Source organism: Anoxybacillus sp. ST4 (assembly GCF_019448545.1).
Lineage (GTDB): Bacteria > Bacillota > Bacilli > Bacillales > Anoxybacillaceae > Anoxybacillus > Anoxybacillus pushchinoensis.
On record NZ_JAHZOE010000003.1, the window covers coordinates 25,909 to 43,639 of the forward strand.

The 17,731-nt window shown below is 45.4% G+C and carries 17 protein-coding genes; 16 read left to right on the forward strand and 1 reads right to left on the reverse strand.

What is annotated here, in order from left to right:
* Window positions 1–20: 20 nt before the first annotated feature.
* Window positions 21–797, forward strand: a complete 777-nt coding sequence (locus tag K1I44_RS03415) for a patatin-like phospholipase family protein (protein ID WP_219985278.1) — start codon at window positions 21–23, stop codon at window positions 795–797.
* The gene (locus tag K1I44_RS03420; RefSeq protein WP_219985279.1) at window positions 794–1,807 is read left to right on the forward strand and encodes a SepM family pheromone-processing serine protease; all 1,014 of its coding nucleotides are present in this window, start codon (window positions 794–796) and stop codon (window positions 1,805–1,807) included. Before K1I44_RS03415 ends, K1I44_RS03420 begins: the two co-directional genes overlap by 4 nt.
* Here the strand turns inward: K1I44_RS03420 and K1I44_RS03425 are convergent.
* Window positions 1,799–2,995: a nucleotidyltransferase gene (locus K1I44_RS03425; RefSeq protein WP_219985280.1), complete on the reverse strand. Its 1,197-nt coding sequence runs from the start codon at window positions 2,993–2,995 to the stop codon at window positions 1,799–1,801. The genes K1I44_RS03420 and K1I44_RS03425 overlap by 9 nt on opposite strands.
* Before the next feature lie 141 nt (window positions 2,996–3,136).
* On the opposite strand from K1I44_RS03425, the gene K1I44_RS03430 reads away from it, so the two are divergent.
* From K1I44_RS03430 to murD, 14 genes are all read left to right on the forward strand, one after another.
* The gene (locus K1I44_RS03430; RefSeq protein ID WP_003395113.1) at window positions 3,137–3,652 is read left to right on the forward strand and encodes a YceD family protein; all 516 of its coding nucleotides are present in this window, start codon (window positions 3,137–3,139) and stop codon (window positions 3,650–3,652) included.
* Window positions 3,653–3,715: 63 nt separating this feature from the next.
* A complete protein-coding gene (rpmF, locus tag K1I44_RS03435) occupies window positions 3,716–3,889 on the forward strand; it encodes a 50S ribosomal protein L32 (RefSeq protein WP_003395111.1) in 174 nt (57 codons plus the stop codon).
* A 107-nt stretch (window positions 3,890–3,996) separates the two neighbouring features.
* Window positions 3,997–4,749, forward strand: a complete 753-nt coding sequence (locus K1I44_RS03440) for an enoyl-CoA hydratase/isomerase family protein (protein WP_219985281.1) — start codon at window positions 3,997–3,999, stop codon at window positions 4,747–4,749.
* 60 nt (window positions 4,750–4,809) lie between these two features.
* Window positions 4,810–5,256 (forward strand): RsfA family transcriptional regulator, encoded by a 447-nt coding sequence (locus K1I44_RS03445; protein ID WP_003395108.1) that lies wholly within the window; start codon window positions 4,810–4,812, stop codon window positions 5,254–5,256.
* 67 nt (window positions 5,257–5,323) lie between these two features.
* Complete coding sequence (locus tag K1I44_RS03450; protein ID WP_219985282.1) at window positions 5,324–6,217, forward strand: 2-dehydropantoate 2-reductase; 894 nt, start codon at window positions 5,324–5,326, stop codon at window positions 6,215–6,217.
* Window positions 6,214–6,609 carry a DUF3397 domain-containing protein gene (locus K1I44_RS03455; protein WP_091703696.1) on the forward strand — a complete coding sequence of 132 codons (396 nt, stop codon included), beginning with the start codon at window positions 6,214–6,216 and terminating at the stop codon, window positions 6,607–6,609. The genes K1I44_RS03450 and K1I44_RS03455 overlap by 4 nt, the downstream gene beginning before the upstream one ends.
* A gap of 19 nt (window positions 6,610–6,628) precedes the next feature.
* Complete coding sequence (gene bshC / locus K1I44_RS03460) at window positions 6,629–8,239, forward strand: bacillithiol biosynthesis cysteine-adding enzyme BshC (RefSeq protein ID WP_219985283.1); 1,611 nt, start codon at window positions 6,629–6,631, stop codon at window positions 8,237–8,239.
* A 136-nt stretch (window positions 8,240–8,375) separates the two neighbouring features.
* Window positions 8,376–9,308, forward strand: coding sequence for a 16S rRNA (cytosine(1402)-N(4))-methyltransferase RsmH (gene rsmH / locus K1I44_RS03465; RefSeq protein ID WP_219985284.1), 933 nt, complete (start codon window positions 8,376–8,378; stop codon window positions 9,306–9,308).
* A gap of 19 nt (window positions 9,309–9,327) precedes the next feature.
* Entirely contained in the window at window positions 9,328–9,684 is a 357-nt protein-coding gene (gene ftsL / locus K1I44_RS03470; protein WP_219985285.1) for a cell division protein FtsL, read from the forward strand.
* 6 nt (window positions 9,685–9,690) lie between these two features.
* On the forward strand, window positions 9,691–11,871 hold the full coding sequence (locus K1I44_RS03475) for a penicillin-binding protein (RefSeq protein ID WP_219985286.1): 2,181 nt from the start codon (window positions 9,691–9,693) through the stop codon (window positions 11,869–11,871).
* Between the two features lie 64 nt (window positions 11,872–11,935).
* Window positions 11,936–13,852: a stage V sporulation protein D gene (locus K1I44_RS03480; protein ID WP_219985287.1), complete on the forward strand. Its 1,917-nt coding sequence runs from the start codon at window positions 11,936–11,938 to the stop codon at window positions 13,850–13,852.
* 68 nt (window positions 13,853–13,920) lie between these two features.
* Window positions 13,921–15,387 carry a UDP-N-acetylmuramoyl-L-alanyl-D-glutamate--2,6-diaminopimelate ligase gene (locus K1I44_RS03485; protein WP_219985366.1) on the forward strand — a complete coding sequence of 489 codons (1,467 nt, stop codon included), beginning with the start codon at window positions 13,921–13,923 and terminating at the stop codon, window positions 15,385–15,387.
* Window positions 15,388–15,410: 23 nt separating this feature from the next.
* Window positions 15,411–16,385, forward strand: a complete 975-nt coding sequence (gene mraY / locus K1I44_RS03490) for a phospho-N-acetylmuramoyl-pentapeptide-transferase (protein WP_219985288.1) — start codon at window positions 15,411–15,413, stop codon at window positions 16,383–16,385.
* Window positions 16,385–17,719: a UDP-N-acetylmuramoyl-L-alanine--D-glutamate ligase gene (gene murD / locus K1I44_RS03495; RefSeq protein ID WP_219985289.1), complete on the forward strand. Its 1,335-nt coding sequence runs from the start codon at window positions 16,385–16,387 to the stop codon at window positions 17,717–17,719. The genes mraY and murD overlap by 1 nt, the downstream gene beginning before the upstream one ends.
* The last annotated feature ends 12 nt before the right edge of the window (window positions 17,720–17,731 follow it).

Here is a 17,731-nt window from a genome sequence, read left to right on the forward strand (position 1 = left end):
AACAGGAAGGGGGAACGAGAATGAAAATCGGGTTGGCGTTAGGCTCTGGTGGGGCACGAGGCTTTGCGCATGCTGGAGTAATTAAAGTGTTGGAAGAAGAACATATTCCGATTCATATGATCGCTGGAAGCAGCATCGGTGCTCTCGTCGGGGCGTTGTATGCATCGGGGATATCGACGGAGCGATTATATCGGTTAGCGTCCGTATTTCGACGCAACGACTATATTGATTGGACCGTTCCGAAAATGGGGCTTATTGCTGGAAATTACATAAAACAATTCATTTCGGTTATGACAAAGCAACAACGAATCGAAGACGCGCACATTCCGCTCGCGATCGTGGCGACGGATTTGCAAAAAGGGGAAAAGGTCGTCTTTCGCAGCGGAAGCATAGCCGATGCGGTGCGGGCAAGCATTTCTATTCCCGGCATTTTTGTGCCAGAACGATGGAACGGCCGTCTTCTTGTCGACGGAGGGGTAATCGATCGCGTGCCAGCTACCGTCGTTCGTGACATGGGAGCGGATGTCGTTATCGCTGTCGATGTCGCTTCTGTGAAAACGAACGGTGCCATTACATCGATGGTTGATGTTATTTTACAAAGTTTAGATATTATTCAAGCGGAGCTCGCGTCCCATCGCATCGCCCAAGCTGATATCGTCATCCGCCCGCCGCTTGAGCGATATAGTTCGTATGCATTCACTCATGCGAAAGAAATGATTCGGATCGGGGAAGAAGCGGCGCGCCAACAGCTTCCGATCATTCGCCAATTGCTTGCAGAGAAGGGGTTTAAACAATGAATAAAAAAAGGTATATTCAAACGACGATCATCATAGCGATATTGCTTGCTTTTGCGACTTTTTTTCATTTGCCATATTACGTGACGATGCCGGGGACGGCTGAGCCGTTGCGTCCGCTCGTTGAAGTAAAAGGCGGCTATAAAGAAGAAGGAGAATTGATGTTAACGACAGTTCGAATGGGGCAGGCAAACCTTTTTTCTTTTGTCCTCGCGCACGTGAGTAAATATAACGAGCTATATCGGATGGACGAAGTGCGCCAAGAAGGAGAAAGCGATGAAGAATATACACATCGCCAATTAAAAATGATGGAAAACTCGAAAGAAACGGCGATTGCCGTTGCATACAAAAAAGCAAATAAGCCGTTTTCCTACAAAAATAAAGGGGTATACGTACTTTATGTCATGGATGAGATGCCGGCCGCGAAACAGTTAAAAAGCGGCGATCAATTAATAGCGATTGACGGTCAACGAATCAATGAAGCTGATGAATTTATTCAATACGTGAGCGGAAAGAAAAAAGGCGATCGCGTTCATATTACATATAAACGAGAAGGAAAAGAGAAAACGGCAACATTGAAGCTCGCGCCGTTTCCGAAAGATAAAGAGCGTGTCGGTCTCGGCGTTTCCGTCATGACCGACCGCGATATCGTCACTGATCCACCAGTTCGTATTGAATCCGATCAAATTGGCGGACCGTCTGCCGGTCTCATGTTCGCCCTTGAAGTGTACAACCAGCTCGTTCCCGAAGATTTAACGAAAGGATATCGCATTGCTGGAACCGGCACGATTAACAGCGACGGAGAAGTCGGTCCGATCGGTGGCATTTCTCAAAAAGTTATCGCCGCTCATAAAGCGGGGGCGGACATTTTTTTCGCCCCGAACGAGCGCGGAGCGAAACATTCAAACTATAAGGAAGCTGTAAAAACGGCAAAAGATATCGGCACAAACATGAAAATTGTTCCTGTTGATACGTTCGATGACGCTGTTCAATTTTTACAAAAACTATCGTAACGGCGGTGTTGCGTATTCGTTGCGCAACGCTTCTGTCAAAAGCGGCTCAGGCAACACGGATAAATATGCTTGCGTCGCTTTTTTTTCAATATGATATACCGGGTCGTGTTGTATATGTTTTACGTTCGTTATAAGCGGCAATGCCGTTCGTTTTTTGACGGTTTGTAAATACGCTCTTCCTTTGTCGTTCATTGCGAGCAGACGAATGTATGTCGCACGCTTCTGTTCGATCGCTTGCGTCATTTCTTTTTTCGTTACATTCGTCAAAATATGCGTACATATACGTTGCAATCTCGTCCACGTATATCGCTTCGTTTTGACAGCTGAAAGAAATGCGTGAAACGATGTAGCATGTACAATCGCTCGTTTTAACCGATGTTCAATTCCTTCTTCCACTTCTGCGATGCGTCGAATGTCATCTATTTCCATCGTCAATAGGCGATATTTGAGAAGCGGAAAATACGACTCCCAGTCGTGCCACATTCGATACGTTTGAAGCGTCTCATATGTGATGTGTGGAACGTAGCGCACGATGTCTTCAGCGCGACCAGATTGCAAAAAGCGGCGAATGCTCGTTGCGCTAGCGATTTGCTCATTCGTCGGAGGCGTTTCGTCATGATAATGGGCAACGATGCGCGAAATCGTTTCCGGCTTCATCCGACTTCGCTGTTCTCGTATCGCTTTAACGTAATGCAATCCTAAAATATTGTTCGGCTGCGATATGTCGAGCACGTCACGACTGATGTCACCAAGTGCAAGGGCATACGCTTTCGCATAGCTCATTCCTTGTTGCATATAATGCTTTACTCGCTCGTTATGTTTTTCTTGTTCATCGATTAGCCGTTGTGCCGTCTGTAAAAACGATTCGATATTTCCATGTTCGCTTCCAAAACATAATTGCTCGCAGTGGAGGGCATCAAGAATCGAAATCGCCCCATGAGCGAAAAGCTCAGCTGTTTGCACCGCAAATGGATAAGGGAGCTCGACGACGAGATCGACACCGCCTGCTAGCGCCATGCTAGCACGTTGCCATTTCGGCACGATTGCCGGCTCACCTCGTTGTGTAAAGGAGCTGCTCATGACGGCGATTATGCAATCGGCCCCTGTTTTTTTTCTCGTTTGTTGCACATGATATGCATGTCCGTTATGAAACGGATTGTATTCGACAACGATTCCAGCCGCTTTCATCTGTTGTCCACCTTTCTTTTTTGTTGAAAACGTGATACAGTGAGTATAAGCTGATTATAATGGAAGTAGTGTAAAGAAAAAATATTGACAAAAACGTTGTTCAAACGTATAATTTTCTTTGTTGTCTTGAGGTGATTATCATTGAGATGGTCTATTCATCAACTTCATCAGTTGCAGCATAAAGGGCTGTCGATTGACGAAATGGCTGATGTGTCCGAGCTAAAAGAAGTAGATGCGTCTATTCGTGACATTTCTCCTGTCCGTGTTCATGGACGAGCAGATGTGAGCGCGAAAAAATTTACGTTCCACTTAACGATTGAAGGGACGATGACGTTACCGTGTTCCCGTACGCTTGTGGACGTACCGTATCCATTCGTCATTGAAAGCACAGAAACGTTCTTTTTAAACGATTATGATGCAACAGATGAAGAATCGCATGTTGTTCAAGGAGAGGCGATCGACTTAATGCCGATCGTAAAAGAGCTCATTCTTCTTGAAATTCCAATGCAAATTTTTAGCGAGCAGCCGGATCATCCTAATGCCGCTCCGCAATCAGGAAAAGATTGGGCGGTCATTTCGGAAGAAGAACATGAAAACAAAATTGATCCGCGCCTTGCGAAGTTAGCCAAGTTTTTCGAAAACAAAAATGAATCATAAGGGAAGATCCGGAACTACACCGGCCTCCATATTTGCCTAAATCCATTTAAGGAGGTGGAAATGATGGCAGTACCTTTTAGAAGAACATCAAAAATGAAAAAGAGACTACGTCGTACGCACTTCAAATTGCGCGTACCTGGTATGGTAGAATGCCCAAACTGCGGTGAAATGAAACTTGCTCATCGCGTATGTAAAGTTTGTGGAACATACAAAGGAAAAGACGTTGTAAACAAATAAGAAAAGCGTAAGGGTCATCCCCTTGCGCTTTTCTTATTTGATAGAGGAAAAACGGATCGCATAGCGAATACAAAGCATGTACATACGGCAAAGGGGGAGAGGGAGACATGATTGAAAAACAACAAGGCATCGCATGGTTTACAATTTGTCGTCCGACGAGACGAAATGCGATCGACTATACGGTGATGGAAGAACTGCACGAAGCGATCGAGCTTGCTGAACAAGATGATGAAGTGAAAGTGCTCGTCATTACCGGCGCTGGCGAAGACGCCTTTTGTGCCGGCGGCGACTTACAAGTGTTTCACAAGCTAAAAACAAAAGAGGAAGCGTACGCTATGCTTGCGAAAATGGGAAATATTTTGTATCGCTTATTGACGTTGCCGAAGCCAACTGTTGCCCTCATTAACGGCACCGCGGTTGGCGGCGGCTGTGAATTGGCGACAGCATGCGATTTTCGCTTTGCCCGCGCCGGCGCACGTCTCGGTTTTGTACAAGCGAATTTAGCTATTACGACAGGTTGGGGTGGAGCGACGATGTTATTTGAAAAAATGGCGTATGACAAAGCGCTTCATCTATTGCTTCAAGCGCAAACGATAACAGCGGAAGAAGCGGAGCGCATCGGCTTTGTTCACCGTACGTTTCATCATTCGTTGCGCGAACAGTGTGAAAAAGAGATGAGCGGCTATACGAATAAATCGACTCATGTGTTGCGCGCCTATAAGGAGGCTGCGATCGGGCGTTGGAAAACGGAAGAGTTTCGCCGTCGTTTTTTTGCCGAAATTGAACAATGCGCTCACTTATGGGAAAGCGAAGAGCACGAGCAGGCGGTACAATCATTTTTAGCGAAACGAAACAAATAATCTTCTATCTTTTCTATTAGCTGCATAATGATATAGTAAATGCAGCGAGGAGGGATAGAAATGATGCGTCAAGATGCGTGGACAGAAGAGGAGGACGTATTGCTTGCTGAAACGGTGTTAGCTTTCGTGCGCGAAGGAAGCACACAATTACGAGCGTTTGAAGAAGTAGGAAAAAAACTATCGCGAACAGCCGCCGCTTGCGGTTTCCGATGGAATGCATACGTGCGCAAAACATATGAACGAGAGCTAGAGTTAGCGAAGCAGCAACGAAAGAAGAAAAAAGAGCCGCAACCGTCCGAACGCGATATGACGTTGCAAGATGTTATTTCGTTTTTGCAAACGTTGCAACAGCGCGGAGAAGGGAAACAAGAAATCGAACAGTTGCGCCAACAAGTATGTACGCTGCAAAAAGAAAAAGAAGAGCTGGAAAAGCAGCTGCAAGCGTTGCAACAAGAGTACAAAGCGATCATGCATATTTTAGAGCGTGCGCGCCAATTGTCTGTGTAGTAGCTGATAGACGTCAGCTACTTTTTTTTATACAATAAAGCATAGGAAAGACAGAGGGGGAGGTACGGTGCGAATCGGAATTGTTGGTGGCGGTGCGGTCGGCTTGTTGACGGCTGCTTACATGAGCCAAAGCGCTCATGTCACCATTTACACGCGGCGACATGAGCAGGCGGAAAAGCTATGCGCGAATGGATTGACGGTCATTTGTGGGGACGAAAAAACGACGCATCGCGTACAAGCGACGCCGTTCGTTTGCGAAACGAACGACGATGTGTTGTTTATGGCGGTGAAGCAATACGATTTAACAAACATATTGACGACGCATGTACATATGCTTCAAGCGAACGCCATCATATTTTTGCAAAACGGCATGGGGCATATTCGATATGTATCGCGCTTGCCTCACGAACATATTGCGCTTGCCGTCGTCGAACATGGCGCGCTGAAAGTAGACGATACGACCGTTGTTCATACCGGTGTCGGCCAAACGAAATGGAGCGTATGGCGAGGGGAACAGCACGCGTTCTCGTTTCTTTTGCGCACATCGTCTCGCTTTCCGTTTCAATACGTCGACGATTGGGAAACGATGTTGCTTGAAAAATTAATGGTGAACGTATTAATTAACCCGCTTACCGCTTTATTGCGCGTCCCGAACGGTATGCTAGTGGCGCACGATCCGTATCGGCAAGCGATGGAGCAATTGTTTCACGAAGTCGCTTCGATTTTGCATATCGAACAACGAGAACGCATATGGCAGCACGTCCAAACGATTTGTTGCCAAACGGCCGCCAATCGCTCTTCGATGTTGCGCGACATCGAGTCAGGGAGAAGAACGGAGATAGACGCCATTTTAGCATATGTAATCGAGCGAGCAAACGAGCAGCACATTCCTGCCCCCATTAGCACATTTTTATACACCCTTGTGAAAGGGAAAGAACTAGAGGGGGGAAAGGGAAGATGAAAGAGTTAGTCACTTCTTTCATTGCCATCATGGTTGTCGTACCGTTCCTTTCGTTTTTTTTTATTTTCACGCTCGCCAAAGCGGTGTTTAAACGAAAAGGGAGGCGTGCGTTTCACGTCGCTGTAAACGGATCGACCATTTTTTTTATTTTTGCGGTGCACGTATTGTTACAAGCTATTTTTCATCGGTCGTACATCGTTGAACTGCTCATTTTCTTTATTGTTACATTTATGATTGGTATCGTCTTATATTGGAAAAAGACAGGAGACGTGTCGTTGCCACGAACGTTTAAATTATATTGGAAAGTGCAATTTTTATTGTTTACAACCGCTTATATGGGACTATTGATATACGGGATCATTCATCGCGTCATGGTCGTGTTTTCATCATGAATGGGAAAGGAAGTTTAAGATGGAAGTTATGGAGCTGTCATTGCCAGCCACGAACCGTTTAGCAACAGAATATATGAAAGGAACGTTTCCGATTCATGAAGCGTTTCACCATTTTACATTTGAAGAACGTCTCGCATACGTGCATGAGCGAACGTATGCACGAGAAGCGCTCGTCGATCATTTACTTACATACCATGAGCAGTTTGGGGCGAGCGATGAAACGATGGCAAATATTAAAAAATTGCGCCATCCAAAGAGCGTCGTCGTCATTGGCGGACAACAAGCTGGACTATTAACAGGTCCGTTATATACGATTTACAAAATCATCTCGATCATTACATTAGCAAAGCAACAAGAACGTGAGCTCGGCGTACCTGTTGTTCCGGTGTTTTGGATGGCATCGGAAGATCATGACGTGGCAGAAATTAACCATGTGCACGTGTGTGATGAAGGGAAAGTGAAAAAATACGTATATCCGCCATTAGCGAGAGAGAAGCGGATGGCTGCCCGTATTGAACTTAATGAAGACGACTGCAAACAATGGATAGATGAAGTGCTGAAAACGTACGGTGAAACAGATGTAACAAACGAATTGCGTGCATACATATACGAATGTATCGCAAAATCGAAGACGATCGCTGACTTTTTTGCAGCCATTGTTTTATCGCTATTTGCAAAAGAAGGCCTCGTTGTTGTAGATGCGGCTCACCCACACTTACGGGCGATCGAAAGCAAATGGTTTATGACGATCGCTCACAATCATCATATGATGACAAACGCGCTAAACGAACAACAACGGCATCTTGAAAAGTTAGGTTATTCGCGCACGATTGATGTGTCGCCGATGTGCGCGCATTTGTTTTACGATGACGGCCAACGACGGCTATTATATTATGATGATAGACAACGTTGTTTTTACACAAAAGATGGGGTGTATCGCTTCACGTTAGATGAGCTAAAACAACGAATGGAGAGGGAGCCGCAGTCGTTTAGCAACAACGTCGTAACAAGACCGCTTATGCAAGAATGGTTATTTCCGACGCTCGCTTTCATTGCCGGTCCGGGCGAAATCGCCTATTGGGCCGAATTAAAGCAAGTGTTCGAGCATGTCGGCTTGCGCATGCCCCCGATTGTGCCGCGCCTGTCGTTGACGCTCGTTGAACGCCATATTGCAACCGATTTAGCTGATGTGCATATGACGGTCGAACAAGCATTGGCAAACGGAACGGACGATGCGCTTGAGGAGTGGTTGCGCAACAATCAGCCAATCGCGTTCGATGAAGCGTTTGACGAAGCGAAAAAGGAAATGGCGCGCATACATGAACAACTTCGTCATATTGGGATGCAAGTCGATCCGCACCTTGAACGAGTGATGTTGAAAAATGCCGAACGGATCGAGACAGAAATCGATTATCTTCAACAATTGATTGCACGGCGCATGTTGCAAAAGCATGATGTGCACGTGCGTAAATATGAGCGCATTGCGCTGGCGTTGCGTCCGAACGGCATGCCGCAAGAACGGGTATGGAATATGTTTTACTATATGAATCGTTACGGTTTAGACGTTGTTTCTCGACTTCTTCATGTCGATTATCGGTGGAATGGGCTGCATAAAATTGTATATATGTAACTATTTTCGTCGATAAAAAAATCCTGTCGCGCACAGGATTTTTTTTATTACAATAGAATAGTTCGGAAGTAAGTAGTGAATTTAGTGAAATGATGGTACAATACAATTGCAAAGTTGTAAAAGGTAGGTGACATCGTTGTTTCATCATGTAACTGTATTGTTAAAAGAAACGGTTGATGGATTGAACATAAAAAAAGATGGTACATATGTAGATTGTACGCTCGGTGGAGCTGGACATAGCGAATATTTACTGTCGCAATTATCGCCGGAAGGGAAATTGTTCGCCTTCGATCAAGACGATATCGCCATTCATCATGCCAAGCAAAAACTTGAACGATATAGCGGTCAATTTACGATTATTAAAAGCAATTTCCGCTATATAAAACAACAGTTGGCGCTTTACGGTGTGCATGAAGTGGACGGCATTTTATTCGATCTTGGCGTATCGTCTCCGCAGCTAGATATGCCGGAGCGCGGCTTTAGTTATCAACATGAAGCGCCGCTCGATATGCGCATGGATCGCGAGCAAACGTTAACAGCATACGACATTGTTAACACATGGCCGTATGAACAGCTTGTGAAAATTTTTTTCCAATATGGCGAAGAAAAATTTTCAAAAGCGATCGCGCGTAAAATTGAACAAGTGCGCAAGCAAAAGCCGATTGAAACGACGACGGAGCTTGCTGACATCATTAAGGAAGCTATTCCAACGCCTGCTCGTCGAACAGGAGGACATCCGGCGAAACGAATCTTCCAAGCGATTCGCATCGCTGTAAACGATGAACTGCGCGCGTTTGAAGAAGCGATCGAACAAGCAATCGATTTATTAAAATCGGGGGGACGAATAAGCGTCATTACGTTTCATTCGCTTGAAGATCGCATTTGTAAGCTGGCGTTTAAACAAGCAAGTGAAACGCCTCACTTACCTCCGGGATTGCCGATCGTTCCAGATGAGTATAAGCCGAAATTAAAAATCATTACGAAAAAGCCGATCGTTCCATCGGAAGAAGAATTGCAACAAAATCATCGCGCACGATCTGCGAAATTACGCATTGCTGAAAAATTATAAAAAAAGGGGGAAAAAGCGTATGGCAGCTGTCCGCATTCAACAAAAAGTGCAACAGCAACAACAACAAGTGCAGCGCACGCCAAAGAAAAAACAAAAACGCGGTGTGCGCTTTACGCTCGGGGAGAAGATCGTTCTCGTTGCGTTTGTCGCGTTTGCGCTATATAGCAGCGTCACGATCGTATCGAATCAATTTACGATGTATCATGTGAATAAAGAAGTGCAACAATTACAAGCGACGATTCAAGAGCAAGAAAAACGAAATCTTGATTTATACGTACAAGTGCAAGAATTAAGCACATACGAACGCATTTTAGCAAAAGCGAAAGAGCTCGGACTTACATTAAACGAAAATAACATAAAAGTTGTGCAGGATTGATGCCGAATGAGAAAGCATACACATACACATAGAGGAGCAGCTATATATTTTGGGTTGTTTAGCTTGCTCTTTTTTATATTGTTTGGTCGTTTCGTTTACTTGCAAGCAACAGGTGTTGCGGATGGACAAGTATTAGCGGTTGAAGCGCAAAAACGTTATTTGAAAAAACAAGTGTTGGAAGCGAAGCGGGGAACGATTTTCGATCGGCGCGGGGAAGTGATTGCAGAAGATATCCCTTCCTACACTGTCGCGGCTATTCTCGACCCGGATATGCCGCAATATGTGTCCGATCCGGAAACGACGGCACGCAAACTGGCGCCGCTATTAAATATGGATGTCGCGGATGTAGAGCGCATATTGAAAAAAAATGCGAAGCAAGTAGAGTTCGGACCGAATGGCCGCGGCATTAGCCAAACGGTGAAAAAAGAAATTGAAGCGTTACAACTTCCAGGCATTATTTTTTTACGAGATTCAAAACGTTTTTATCCGCACGGCACATTTGCTTCGTACGTCGTCGGCTATGCGCAAAAAAATGAAGAGACGAATGAAGTAGAAGGAAAAATGGGCATTGAAAAGCAGTTTGATGAACAATTAAAGGAAAAAGATGGGTACGTCATTTACGAAGGGGATCAACAAGGGTTTAAATTGCCCCACGCAGATGAAAAAATCGTCCCACCACAAAACGGTAAAGATATTTATTTAACGATCGATAAACATATTCAAGCGTTTTTAGAAGATGCGATGAATGCGGTCGAAAAACAATATGCTCCGAAAAAAATGATCGCCATCGTTGCAGATCCGCAAACTGGCGCCATTTTAGCGATGAGCACGCGCCCGAGTTTTAATCCAAACAAACGAAATATTGAAAACTACTTTAATGATGCGATTGCATATCCGTACGAACCAGGTTCGACGATGAAAATATTTACGCTTGCCGCCGCCGTGAACGAAGGAGTGTTTCAAGCCGATGAGACGTATTTATCTGGTTCGTATCAAGTAGGGGGCCATCGTATTCGCGACCATAATAAAGTCGGGTGGGGGAAAATTACGTTTCTTGAAGGAATGCAACGGTCGTCAAACGTCGCCTTTGCCATCATGGTGCGCGAAAAGTTAGGCGAAGATCGCTTTTTGCAATATTTGCACCGGTTCCGTTTCCACGAACCAACGGGCATCGATTTGCCTGGGGAGAAAGTGGGAAATATTTTGTATCGCTATCCGATTGAAAAAGTAACGACAGGGTTCGGACAAGGAACGTCCGTTACACCTATTCAACAAATTCAAGCAGCTACCGCCATTGCAAATGGTGGAAAAATGATGAAGCCATACGTCGTTGATCGCATTGTTGATCCGGAAAGCGGAAAAACGGTTGTAAAACATGAACCGCAAGTCGTTGACACGCCGATTTCAAAAGAAACAGCAGAAAAAGTGTTAGACATTTTAGAAACAGTTGTTACATCGGAGAAAGGGACAGGTCGTCCGTATCAAATTGAAGGTTATCGCGTAGCAGGAAAAACAGGAACTGCGCAAATTCCAGATCCGAAAGGTGGCTATTTGACGGGTCATCAAAACTACATTTTCTCATTTTTAGGGATGGTGCCGCGCGAAAACCCACGTTTAGTCATGTATGTTGCCGTGCAACAGCCAAATATTTCGTATACGGAAACAGGTGCAGCTCCTGTATCGATGATTTTTAATTCCGTCATGAAAAGCAGTTTGCAATATTTAAATATTCAACCGACTGCCGAGAAAAAATCGGAGAAAAAAGAAAAAAGCGTGACGCTCCCGTCTTACGTCGGTCAATCGGTTGAACAAGCGGTGCAGTCGTTGAAAAACGAAGGGCTACATGTCACTGTCATCGGAAAAGGAAAACATGTACATGCTCAATTTCCGCGGGCGGGTGAGCACGTCGTTGCGCCGGATCGCGTGTTGCTGCAAACCGATGGAAATGCTATCATGCCGGATTTGACCGGTTGGTCGCTGCGCGATGTCATGAAGCTCGCTGAATTGTTGCAACTTAAACCGAGCTTTATCGGAAGCGGATACGTATTTAGGCAAAATATCGCTCCAGGAGCGGTGATAAAACAAAACGATTATGTCATCGTTGAGCTTGCGAAACCGTCCGAACTTAGCGAGAAAAAAGAAAACGAAGAAAACGAACAACAAGAAACGGATGGTCCGATCGACTAGTTCTATATGAAACGGTACAAGCATATAGTGGAACGAGCCGAAACATATGAGGGGGTTCTACGATATGCGTGCAGTTACCGTTCGCAAGCGATTAACTGTTTTTTTGTTGATCGGATTCGTCATTTTTGCGATCATTGATATACGTCTCGGTTACGTGCAATTCGTGTTAGGGGATATGTTAACCGAACGAGCGAAAGATTTATGGAGCCGAAACATTCCGTTTGAGCCAGAGCGCGGACAAATTGTCGATCGCAACGGGGTGCCTTTAGCGACTAACATAAGCGCTCCATCTGTGCTCGTCGTCCCAAGACAAATTGAAAATCCAGCCGAAGTAGCGAAGCAGCTTGCCGATATTTTACATATGCCGGTAGAGAAAGCGTACAAACATGTGACGAAAAAAACGTCTATTGAACGTATTCATCCTGAAGGACGAAAAATTTCAAACGAACAGGCAAAACAAATTCGTGATTTAGGGATGAAAGGAGTATACATCGCTGAAGACTCGAAGCGGTATTATCCGTTTGGCAGCTATTTATCGCACGTGCTCGGATTTGCAGGCATCGATAATCAAGGGTTAATGGGGCTTGAGTTGTATTACGACAAACAATTAAGCGGCAAGCCTGGGTCGGTACAATTTTATTCCGATGCGAAAGGGAAACGTATGCCCGGCATGGCCGATGCGTACACGCCACCCGTTGATGGCCTTGATTTAAAGTTGACGATTGATACGCGCGTGCAGACGATTTTAGAAAGGGAGCTGACCATTGCGGAAGCGACGTACCGTCCAGACGGCATTATTGCGATTGCGATGAATCCGAATAACGGAGAAATTTTAGGAATGGCCAGCCGTCCGACGTTTGATCCTGCTGATTTTCAAAACGTTCCTCCTGAAATTTTTAACCGAAACTTACCGATTTGGAGCACGTATGAACCAGGGTCTACATTTAAAATTATTACGCTCGCTGCCGCATTAGAAGAAAAAAAGGTCGATTTATTGAAAGAACATTTTTATGATCCAGGATATGTGAAAGTGGCAGGAGCGACGTTGCATTGTTGGAAGCGAGGAGGACATGGCGACCAAACGTTTTTAGAAGTAGTACAAAACTCGTGCAACCCGGGATTTGTAGAACTTGGTGAACGTCTTGGGAAAGAAAAGCTGTTTGAATACATTCGCGCGTTCGGTTTTGGTGAAAAAACAGGCATTGATTTACAAGGGGAAGGAAAAGGGATTTTGTTCCCCCTCCATCGCGTCGGACCGGTGGAACAGGCAACAACAGCTTTCGGTCAAGGAGTGGCGGTGACGCCGATCCAACAAGTAGTGGCCGTCGCTGCCGCAGTGAATGGAGGGATTTTATACCAACCGTATATTGCAAAAGAGTGGCTTCATCCTGTGACAGGAGAAGTCGTGCGCCGTCAAACGCCGCAAGTGAAAAGAAGGGTTATTTCCGAGGAAACGTCCAAACAAATTCGCTATGCGCTCGAAAGCGTTGTCGCGCAAGGAACGGGGAAAGGGGCGTTTGTTGATGGCTACCGCGTCGGTGGAAAAACAGGAACGGCGCAAAAAGCGAAAGACGGTCAATATTTAAAAGATAACCATATCGTTTCATTTATCGGCTTTGCGCCGGCCGACGCCCCTCAAATTGTCGTGTATGTTGCTGTCGATAATCCGAAAGGAACCGTGCAATTCGGAGGCGTCGTCGCTGCTCCGATTGTTGGAAATATTATGGAAGATAGTTTACGCGCGCTTGGCGTGAAGCCGCGCAAAGAGCAAATTGAAAAAGAAACGACATGGCTTGACCCGCGGTATGTCGAAGTGCCAAATTTAATCGGTTTAACAAAAAAAGATTTGCAACAACAACTTTTTCACTTAAAATTAGATGGTAGTGGCGAGGGCGATACGGTCATTGAACAAGCACCGAAGCCGGGAGTGAAAGTGAAAGAAGGAGCGACGATTCGGGTTTATTTTGGAACGAAACGGTAAAGCCTAGAGGAAGTATCCTCATGGCTTCTTTTTCTGTTTATATAAGAAAAAAGAAAGGGACGATCGGCATGAAGTTACAAACATTGCTTCGTTATTTACATCGCTTTACCCCGCATACGAATGAAAATCCGACGATTACATCGATCGAAATGGATTCACGAGAAGTGAAACAAGGTTCGTTATTTGTATGCATAAAAGGATTTACAGTAGACGGTCACGACTTTGCTGAGCAAGCTGTAGCGCGCGGAGCGGTTGCTGTCGTGGCGGAAAGACCGCTCACATTGCCTGTTCCAGTTATTTATGTAAACGATAGCCGCTGGGCATTAGCGGTGCTCGCCGATGCGTTTTACGGTCAGCCGACGCATCAACTTCACTTAATCGGCGTGACAGGGACGAACGGAAAAACGTCGACGACGCATTTCATTGAACGTATATGTCGTCACGCTGGAAAAAAAACGGGGCTCATCGGTACGATTAACATGAAAATAGGCGACGAAACGTATGATGTAAAGAATACAACACCAGAATCGCTCGTGTTGCAAAAAATGTTTCGGAAAATGGTCGATGCCGATGTTGACATCGCTGCGATGGAAGTATCATCGCATGCGCTACATATGGGTAGAGTGCACGGCTGCGATTTTGATGTCGCCGTGTTTACGAATTTAACGCAAGATCATTTAGACTACCATCAAACGATGGACCACTACCGTTGGTCAAAAGGGCTATTGTTCGCTCAACTTGGCAATCGTTTCGATCATAGCCGTCCGAAGTTTGCGATATTGAACGCGGACGATGCGGCAACAGAAGAATATAAAAAAAGCACAGCCGCTACCGTTGTGACGTACGGTATCCATCAACGAAGCGACATCATGGCGAAACAAATTGAAATGACGACAAACGGTACGACGTTTCAGCTTGTCACCCCGATGGAAACGGTACGGGTGACGACGAAACTCATCGGTATGTTTAATGTATATAATTTATTAGCTGCGGTGGGAGCTTGTCTCGTCTCAAACATTCCGCTTAAAGCGATCGTTGAAGCGATTGCTGACATGGAAGGTGTTCCAGGCCGCTTTGAAGTCGTCGATGCAGGTCAGCCGTTTACAGTGATCGTTGACTACGCCCACACGCCAGATAGTTTACAAAACGTGCTCCAAACGATTCGCCCATTTGCGAAAAAGCGCATATTTGTCGTCGTTGGCTGCGGTGGCGATCGCGACCGAACGAAGCGGCCGTTGATGGCGCAAGTCGCTGTTCAACATAGCGACGTGCCCATTTTTACATCTGACAACCCGCGCTCTGAAGATCCGGTCGCTATTTTAAACGACATGAAACGAGGGGTAACGGAAGATGTCGTATGTATTGTCGATCGAAAAGAAGCGATTACATATGCGATAGAGCAAGCCGAGGAAGGCGATGTCGTTTTAATTGCAGGAAAAGGGCATGAGACGTATCAAATCATTGGAAAAAACGTGTTATATTTTGATGATCGTGTCGTCGCACGTGAAGCTATTCAACGAAGAAAAGATAAATAGGAGATGAGGAAGGTGCAACGATCATGAACGAGAAAGTCATTTTATTCACGGCGGGGCTTGCCTTTATCATTACGGTTGTGCTATCGCCAATTTTCATTCCGTTTTTAAGACGATTAAAATTTGGGCAAAGCATTCGCGAAGAAGGGCCGAAGTCTCATCAAAAAAAATCAGGTACGCCGACGATGGGCGGATTAATGATTTTAATTTCACTTTCTGTTGCTACGCTCGTCATGAGCGACATCTTTCTCGAGCGGACGGCGCAAACATATTTGCTGTTGTTTGTGACGGTTGGCTACGGCTTGCTCGGCTTTATTGATGATTTCATTAAAGTCGTCATGAAGCGCAATCTCGGTTTGACGAGCAAACAAAAACTAGCTGGGCAATTGCTTATCGCGCTCGTATTTTACTTTTTCTTTCAACGTCATGGCATTTCAACCGTCGTGGCGATTCCAGGAACAGATTATTCGTTTGACTTAGGGGTTGCCTACGTTTTGTTAATCATTTTTATGCTTGTCGGCGGTTCGAATGCGGTCAACTTAACAGACGGGTTGGACGGCTTGCTTGCTGGAACAGCGGCGATCGCGTTTGGGGCGTATGCTGTATTAGCATGGAATCAAGGGCAATACGATATTGCTATTTTTAGCGTCGCTGTCGTCGGTGCGGTGCTCGGATTTCTCGTATTTAACGCTCACCCTGCGAAAGTGTTTATGGGCGATACCGGCTCGCTTGCGCTTGGAGGAGCAATTGTAGCCGTTGCGATTTTAACAAAGCTCGAAATATTGTTAGCTATTATCGGCGGCGTGTTCGTTATCGAAACGTTGTCTGTCATCATTCAAGTCATTTCCTTCAAAACGACAGGAAAACGCGTGTTTCGCATGAGTCCGTTACACCACCATTACGAGTTGATCGGTTGGTCTGAATGGCGCGTTGTCGTGACGTTTTGGGCGGTTGGATTATTGTTTGCTATATTAGGAATTTACATTGAGGTGTCGCTATAATGTATAACGGAAAAAAAGTGTTCGTTTTAGGTTTAGCAAAAAGCGGACTAGCAGCAGCAAAACGGTTGCGAGAACTTGGAGCGGATGTTGTCGTCAACGATCGAAATGAACCGAGTGAGCAAGAAAAACAAGAGCTACAATCGCTCGGCATTCGTCTCGTATACGGGGGGCACCCGATCGAATTGCTTGACGAGCCATTTGATTTTGTCGTGAAAAATCCAGGCATCCCATATACGAATGCACTCGTTCAAAAGGCGATCGAAAAACAGTTGCCGATCATAACAGAAGTAGAAATTGCGTATGAAACGACAGAAGCGCCAATTATCGGCATTACAGGTTCAAACGGAAAAACGACGACGACGACGCTCATTTTTCATATGTTGCAAGAAGCAAAATGCCGACCGCTCATCGCAGGAAATATTGGAACGGTGGCATGTGAAGTTGCCAAGCAAGCGACGAAAGACGACGTCATCGTCATGGAACTATCTTCGTTTCAACTGCTTGGGACGATTCGCTTTCGCCCGCACATTGCAGTATTGTTAAATATTTTCGACGCCCACTTAGACTATCACGGAACGAAAGAGGCGTATGCGGAAGCGAAAGGAAATATCTTTAAAAACCAAACGGAAGCGGATTACGCTGTTGTCAATGCTGATGATCCGATCGTTATGCGTTTAGCTGAGAAAAGCCGAGCACGTAAAGTTCCTTTTTCTGCTACAACGCCGCTATCGTACGGAGCGTCAGTTAAAGAAGGGGCGATTTATTTTCATGATGAGCGAATTATTGATGTCCGAGATGTGGCGTTACGAGGGACACATAACATCGAAAATATATTAGCAGCTGTTGTAGCAGCAAAACTAGCAGGTGCAGACAATGATTCGATTCGCCGCGTATTAAAGACGTTTACGGGTGTACCACATCGACTGCAATTTGTCGCTGAAATTAACGGAAGAAAGTTTTATAACGATTCGAAAGCGACGAACATATTGGCGACGCAAAAAGCGTTAAGCGCCTTTCACGAGCCCGTCATTTTACTTGCTGGCGGCTTAGATCGCGGCAACGAATTTGATGAGCTGTTACCATATTTGCATCATGTGAAAGCCGTCATCACGTTTGGACAAACGGCGCCAAAAATCGAACGCGTGGCGCGTGAAGCAGGAATACAGCAAGTGAAACGTGTCGATAATGTGGAACAAGCAGCTTTTGCCGCATATGAATGGTCGTCGCCGGGCGATGTTATTTTATTATCTCCAGCTTGTGCAAGCTGGGATCAATATAAAACTTTCGAACAGCGTGGGGACATGTTTATGTTTGCGGTGCATAAGCTTAAATAAGACGAATTTTAA

What these genes read in the sequence shown, in the direction of transcription:
- mraY (WP_219985288.1), top strand. Translation starts at nt 15,411, where the DNA reads ATGAACGAGAAAGTCATTTTATTCACGGCGGGGCTTGCCTTTATCATT.
- K1I44_RS03445 (WP_003395108.1), top strand. Translation starts at nt 4,810, where the DNA reads ATGATGCGTCAAGATGCGTGGACAGAAGAGGAGGACGTATTGCTTGCT.
- rpmF (WP_003395111.1), top strand. Translation starts at nt 3,716, where the DNA reads ATGGCAGTACCTTTTAGAAGAACATCAAAAATGAAAAAGAGACTACGT.
- murD (WP_219985289.1), top strand. Translation starts at nt 16,385, where the DNA reads ATGTATAACGGAAAAAAAGTGTTCGTTTTAGGTTTAGCAAAAAGCGGA.
- K1I44_RS03485 (WP_219985366.1), top strand. Translation starts at nt 13,921, where the DNA reads ATGAAGTTACAAACATTGCTTCGTTATTTACATCGCTTTACCCCGCAT.
- bshC (WP_219985283.1), top strand. Translation starts at nt 6,629, where the DNA reads ATGGAAGTTATGGAGCTGTCATTGCCAGCCACGAACCGTTTAGCAACA.
- K1I44_RS03440 (WP_219985281.1), top strand. Translation starts at nt 3,997, where the DNA reads ATGATTGAAAAACAACAAGGCATCGCATGGTTTACAATTTGTCGTCCG.
- K1I44_RS03475 (WP_219985286.1), top strand. Translation starts at nt 9,691, where the DNA reads ATGAGAAAGCATACACATACACATAGAGGAGCAGCTATATATTTTGGG.
- K1I44_RS03420 (WP_219985279.1), top strand. Translation starts at nt 794, where the DNA reads ATGAATAAAAAAAGGTATATTCAAACGACGATCATCATAGCGATATTG.
- K1I44_RS03415 (WP_219985278.1), top strand. Translation starts at nt 21, where the DNA reads ATGAAAATCGGGTTGGCGTTAGGCTCTGGTGGGGCACGAGGCTTTGCG.
- K1I44_RS03480 (WP_219985287.1), top strand. Translation starts at nt 11,936, where the DNA reads ATGCGTGCAGTTACCGTTCGCAAGCGATTAACTGTTTTTTTGTTGATC.
- K1I44_RS03455 (WP_091703696.1), top strand. Translation starts at nt 6,214, where the DNA reads ATGAAAGAGTTAGTCACTTCTTTCATTGCCATCATGGTTGTCGTACCG.
- ftsL (WP_219985285.1), top strand. Translation starts at nt 9,328, where the DNA reads ATGGCAGCTGTCCGCATTCAACAAAAAGTGCAACAGCAACAACAACAA.
- K1I44_RS03425 (WP_219985280.1), bottom strand. Translation starts at nt 2,995, where the DNA reads ATGAAAGCGGCTGGAATCGTTGTCGAATACAATCCGTTTCATAACGGA.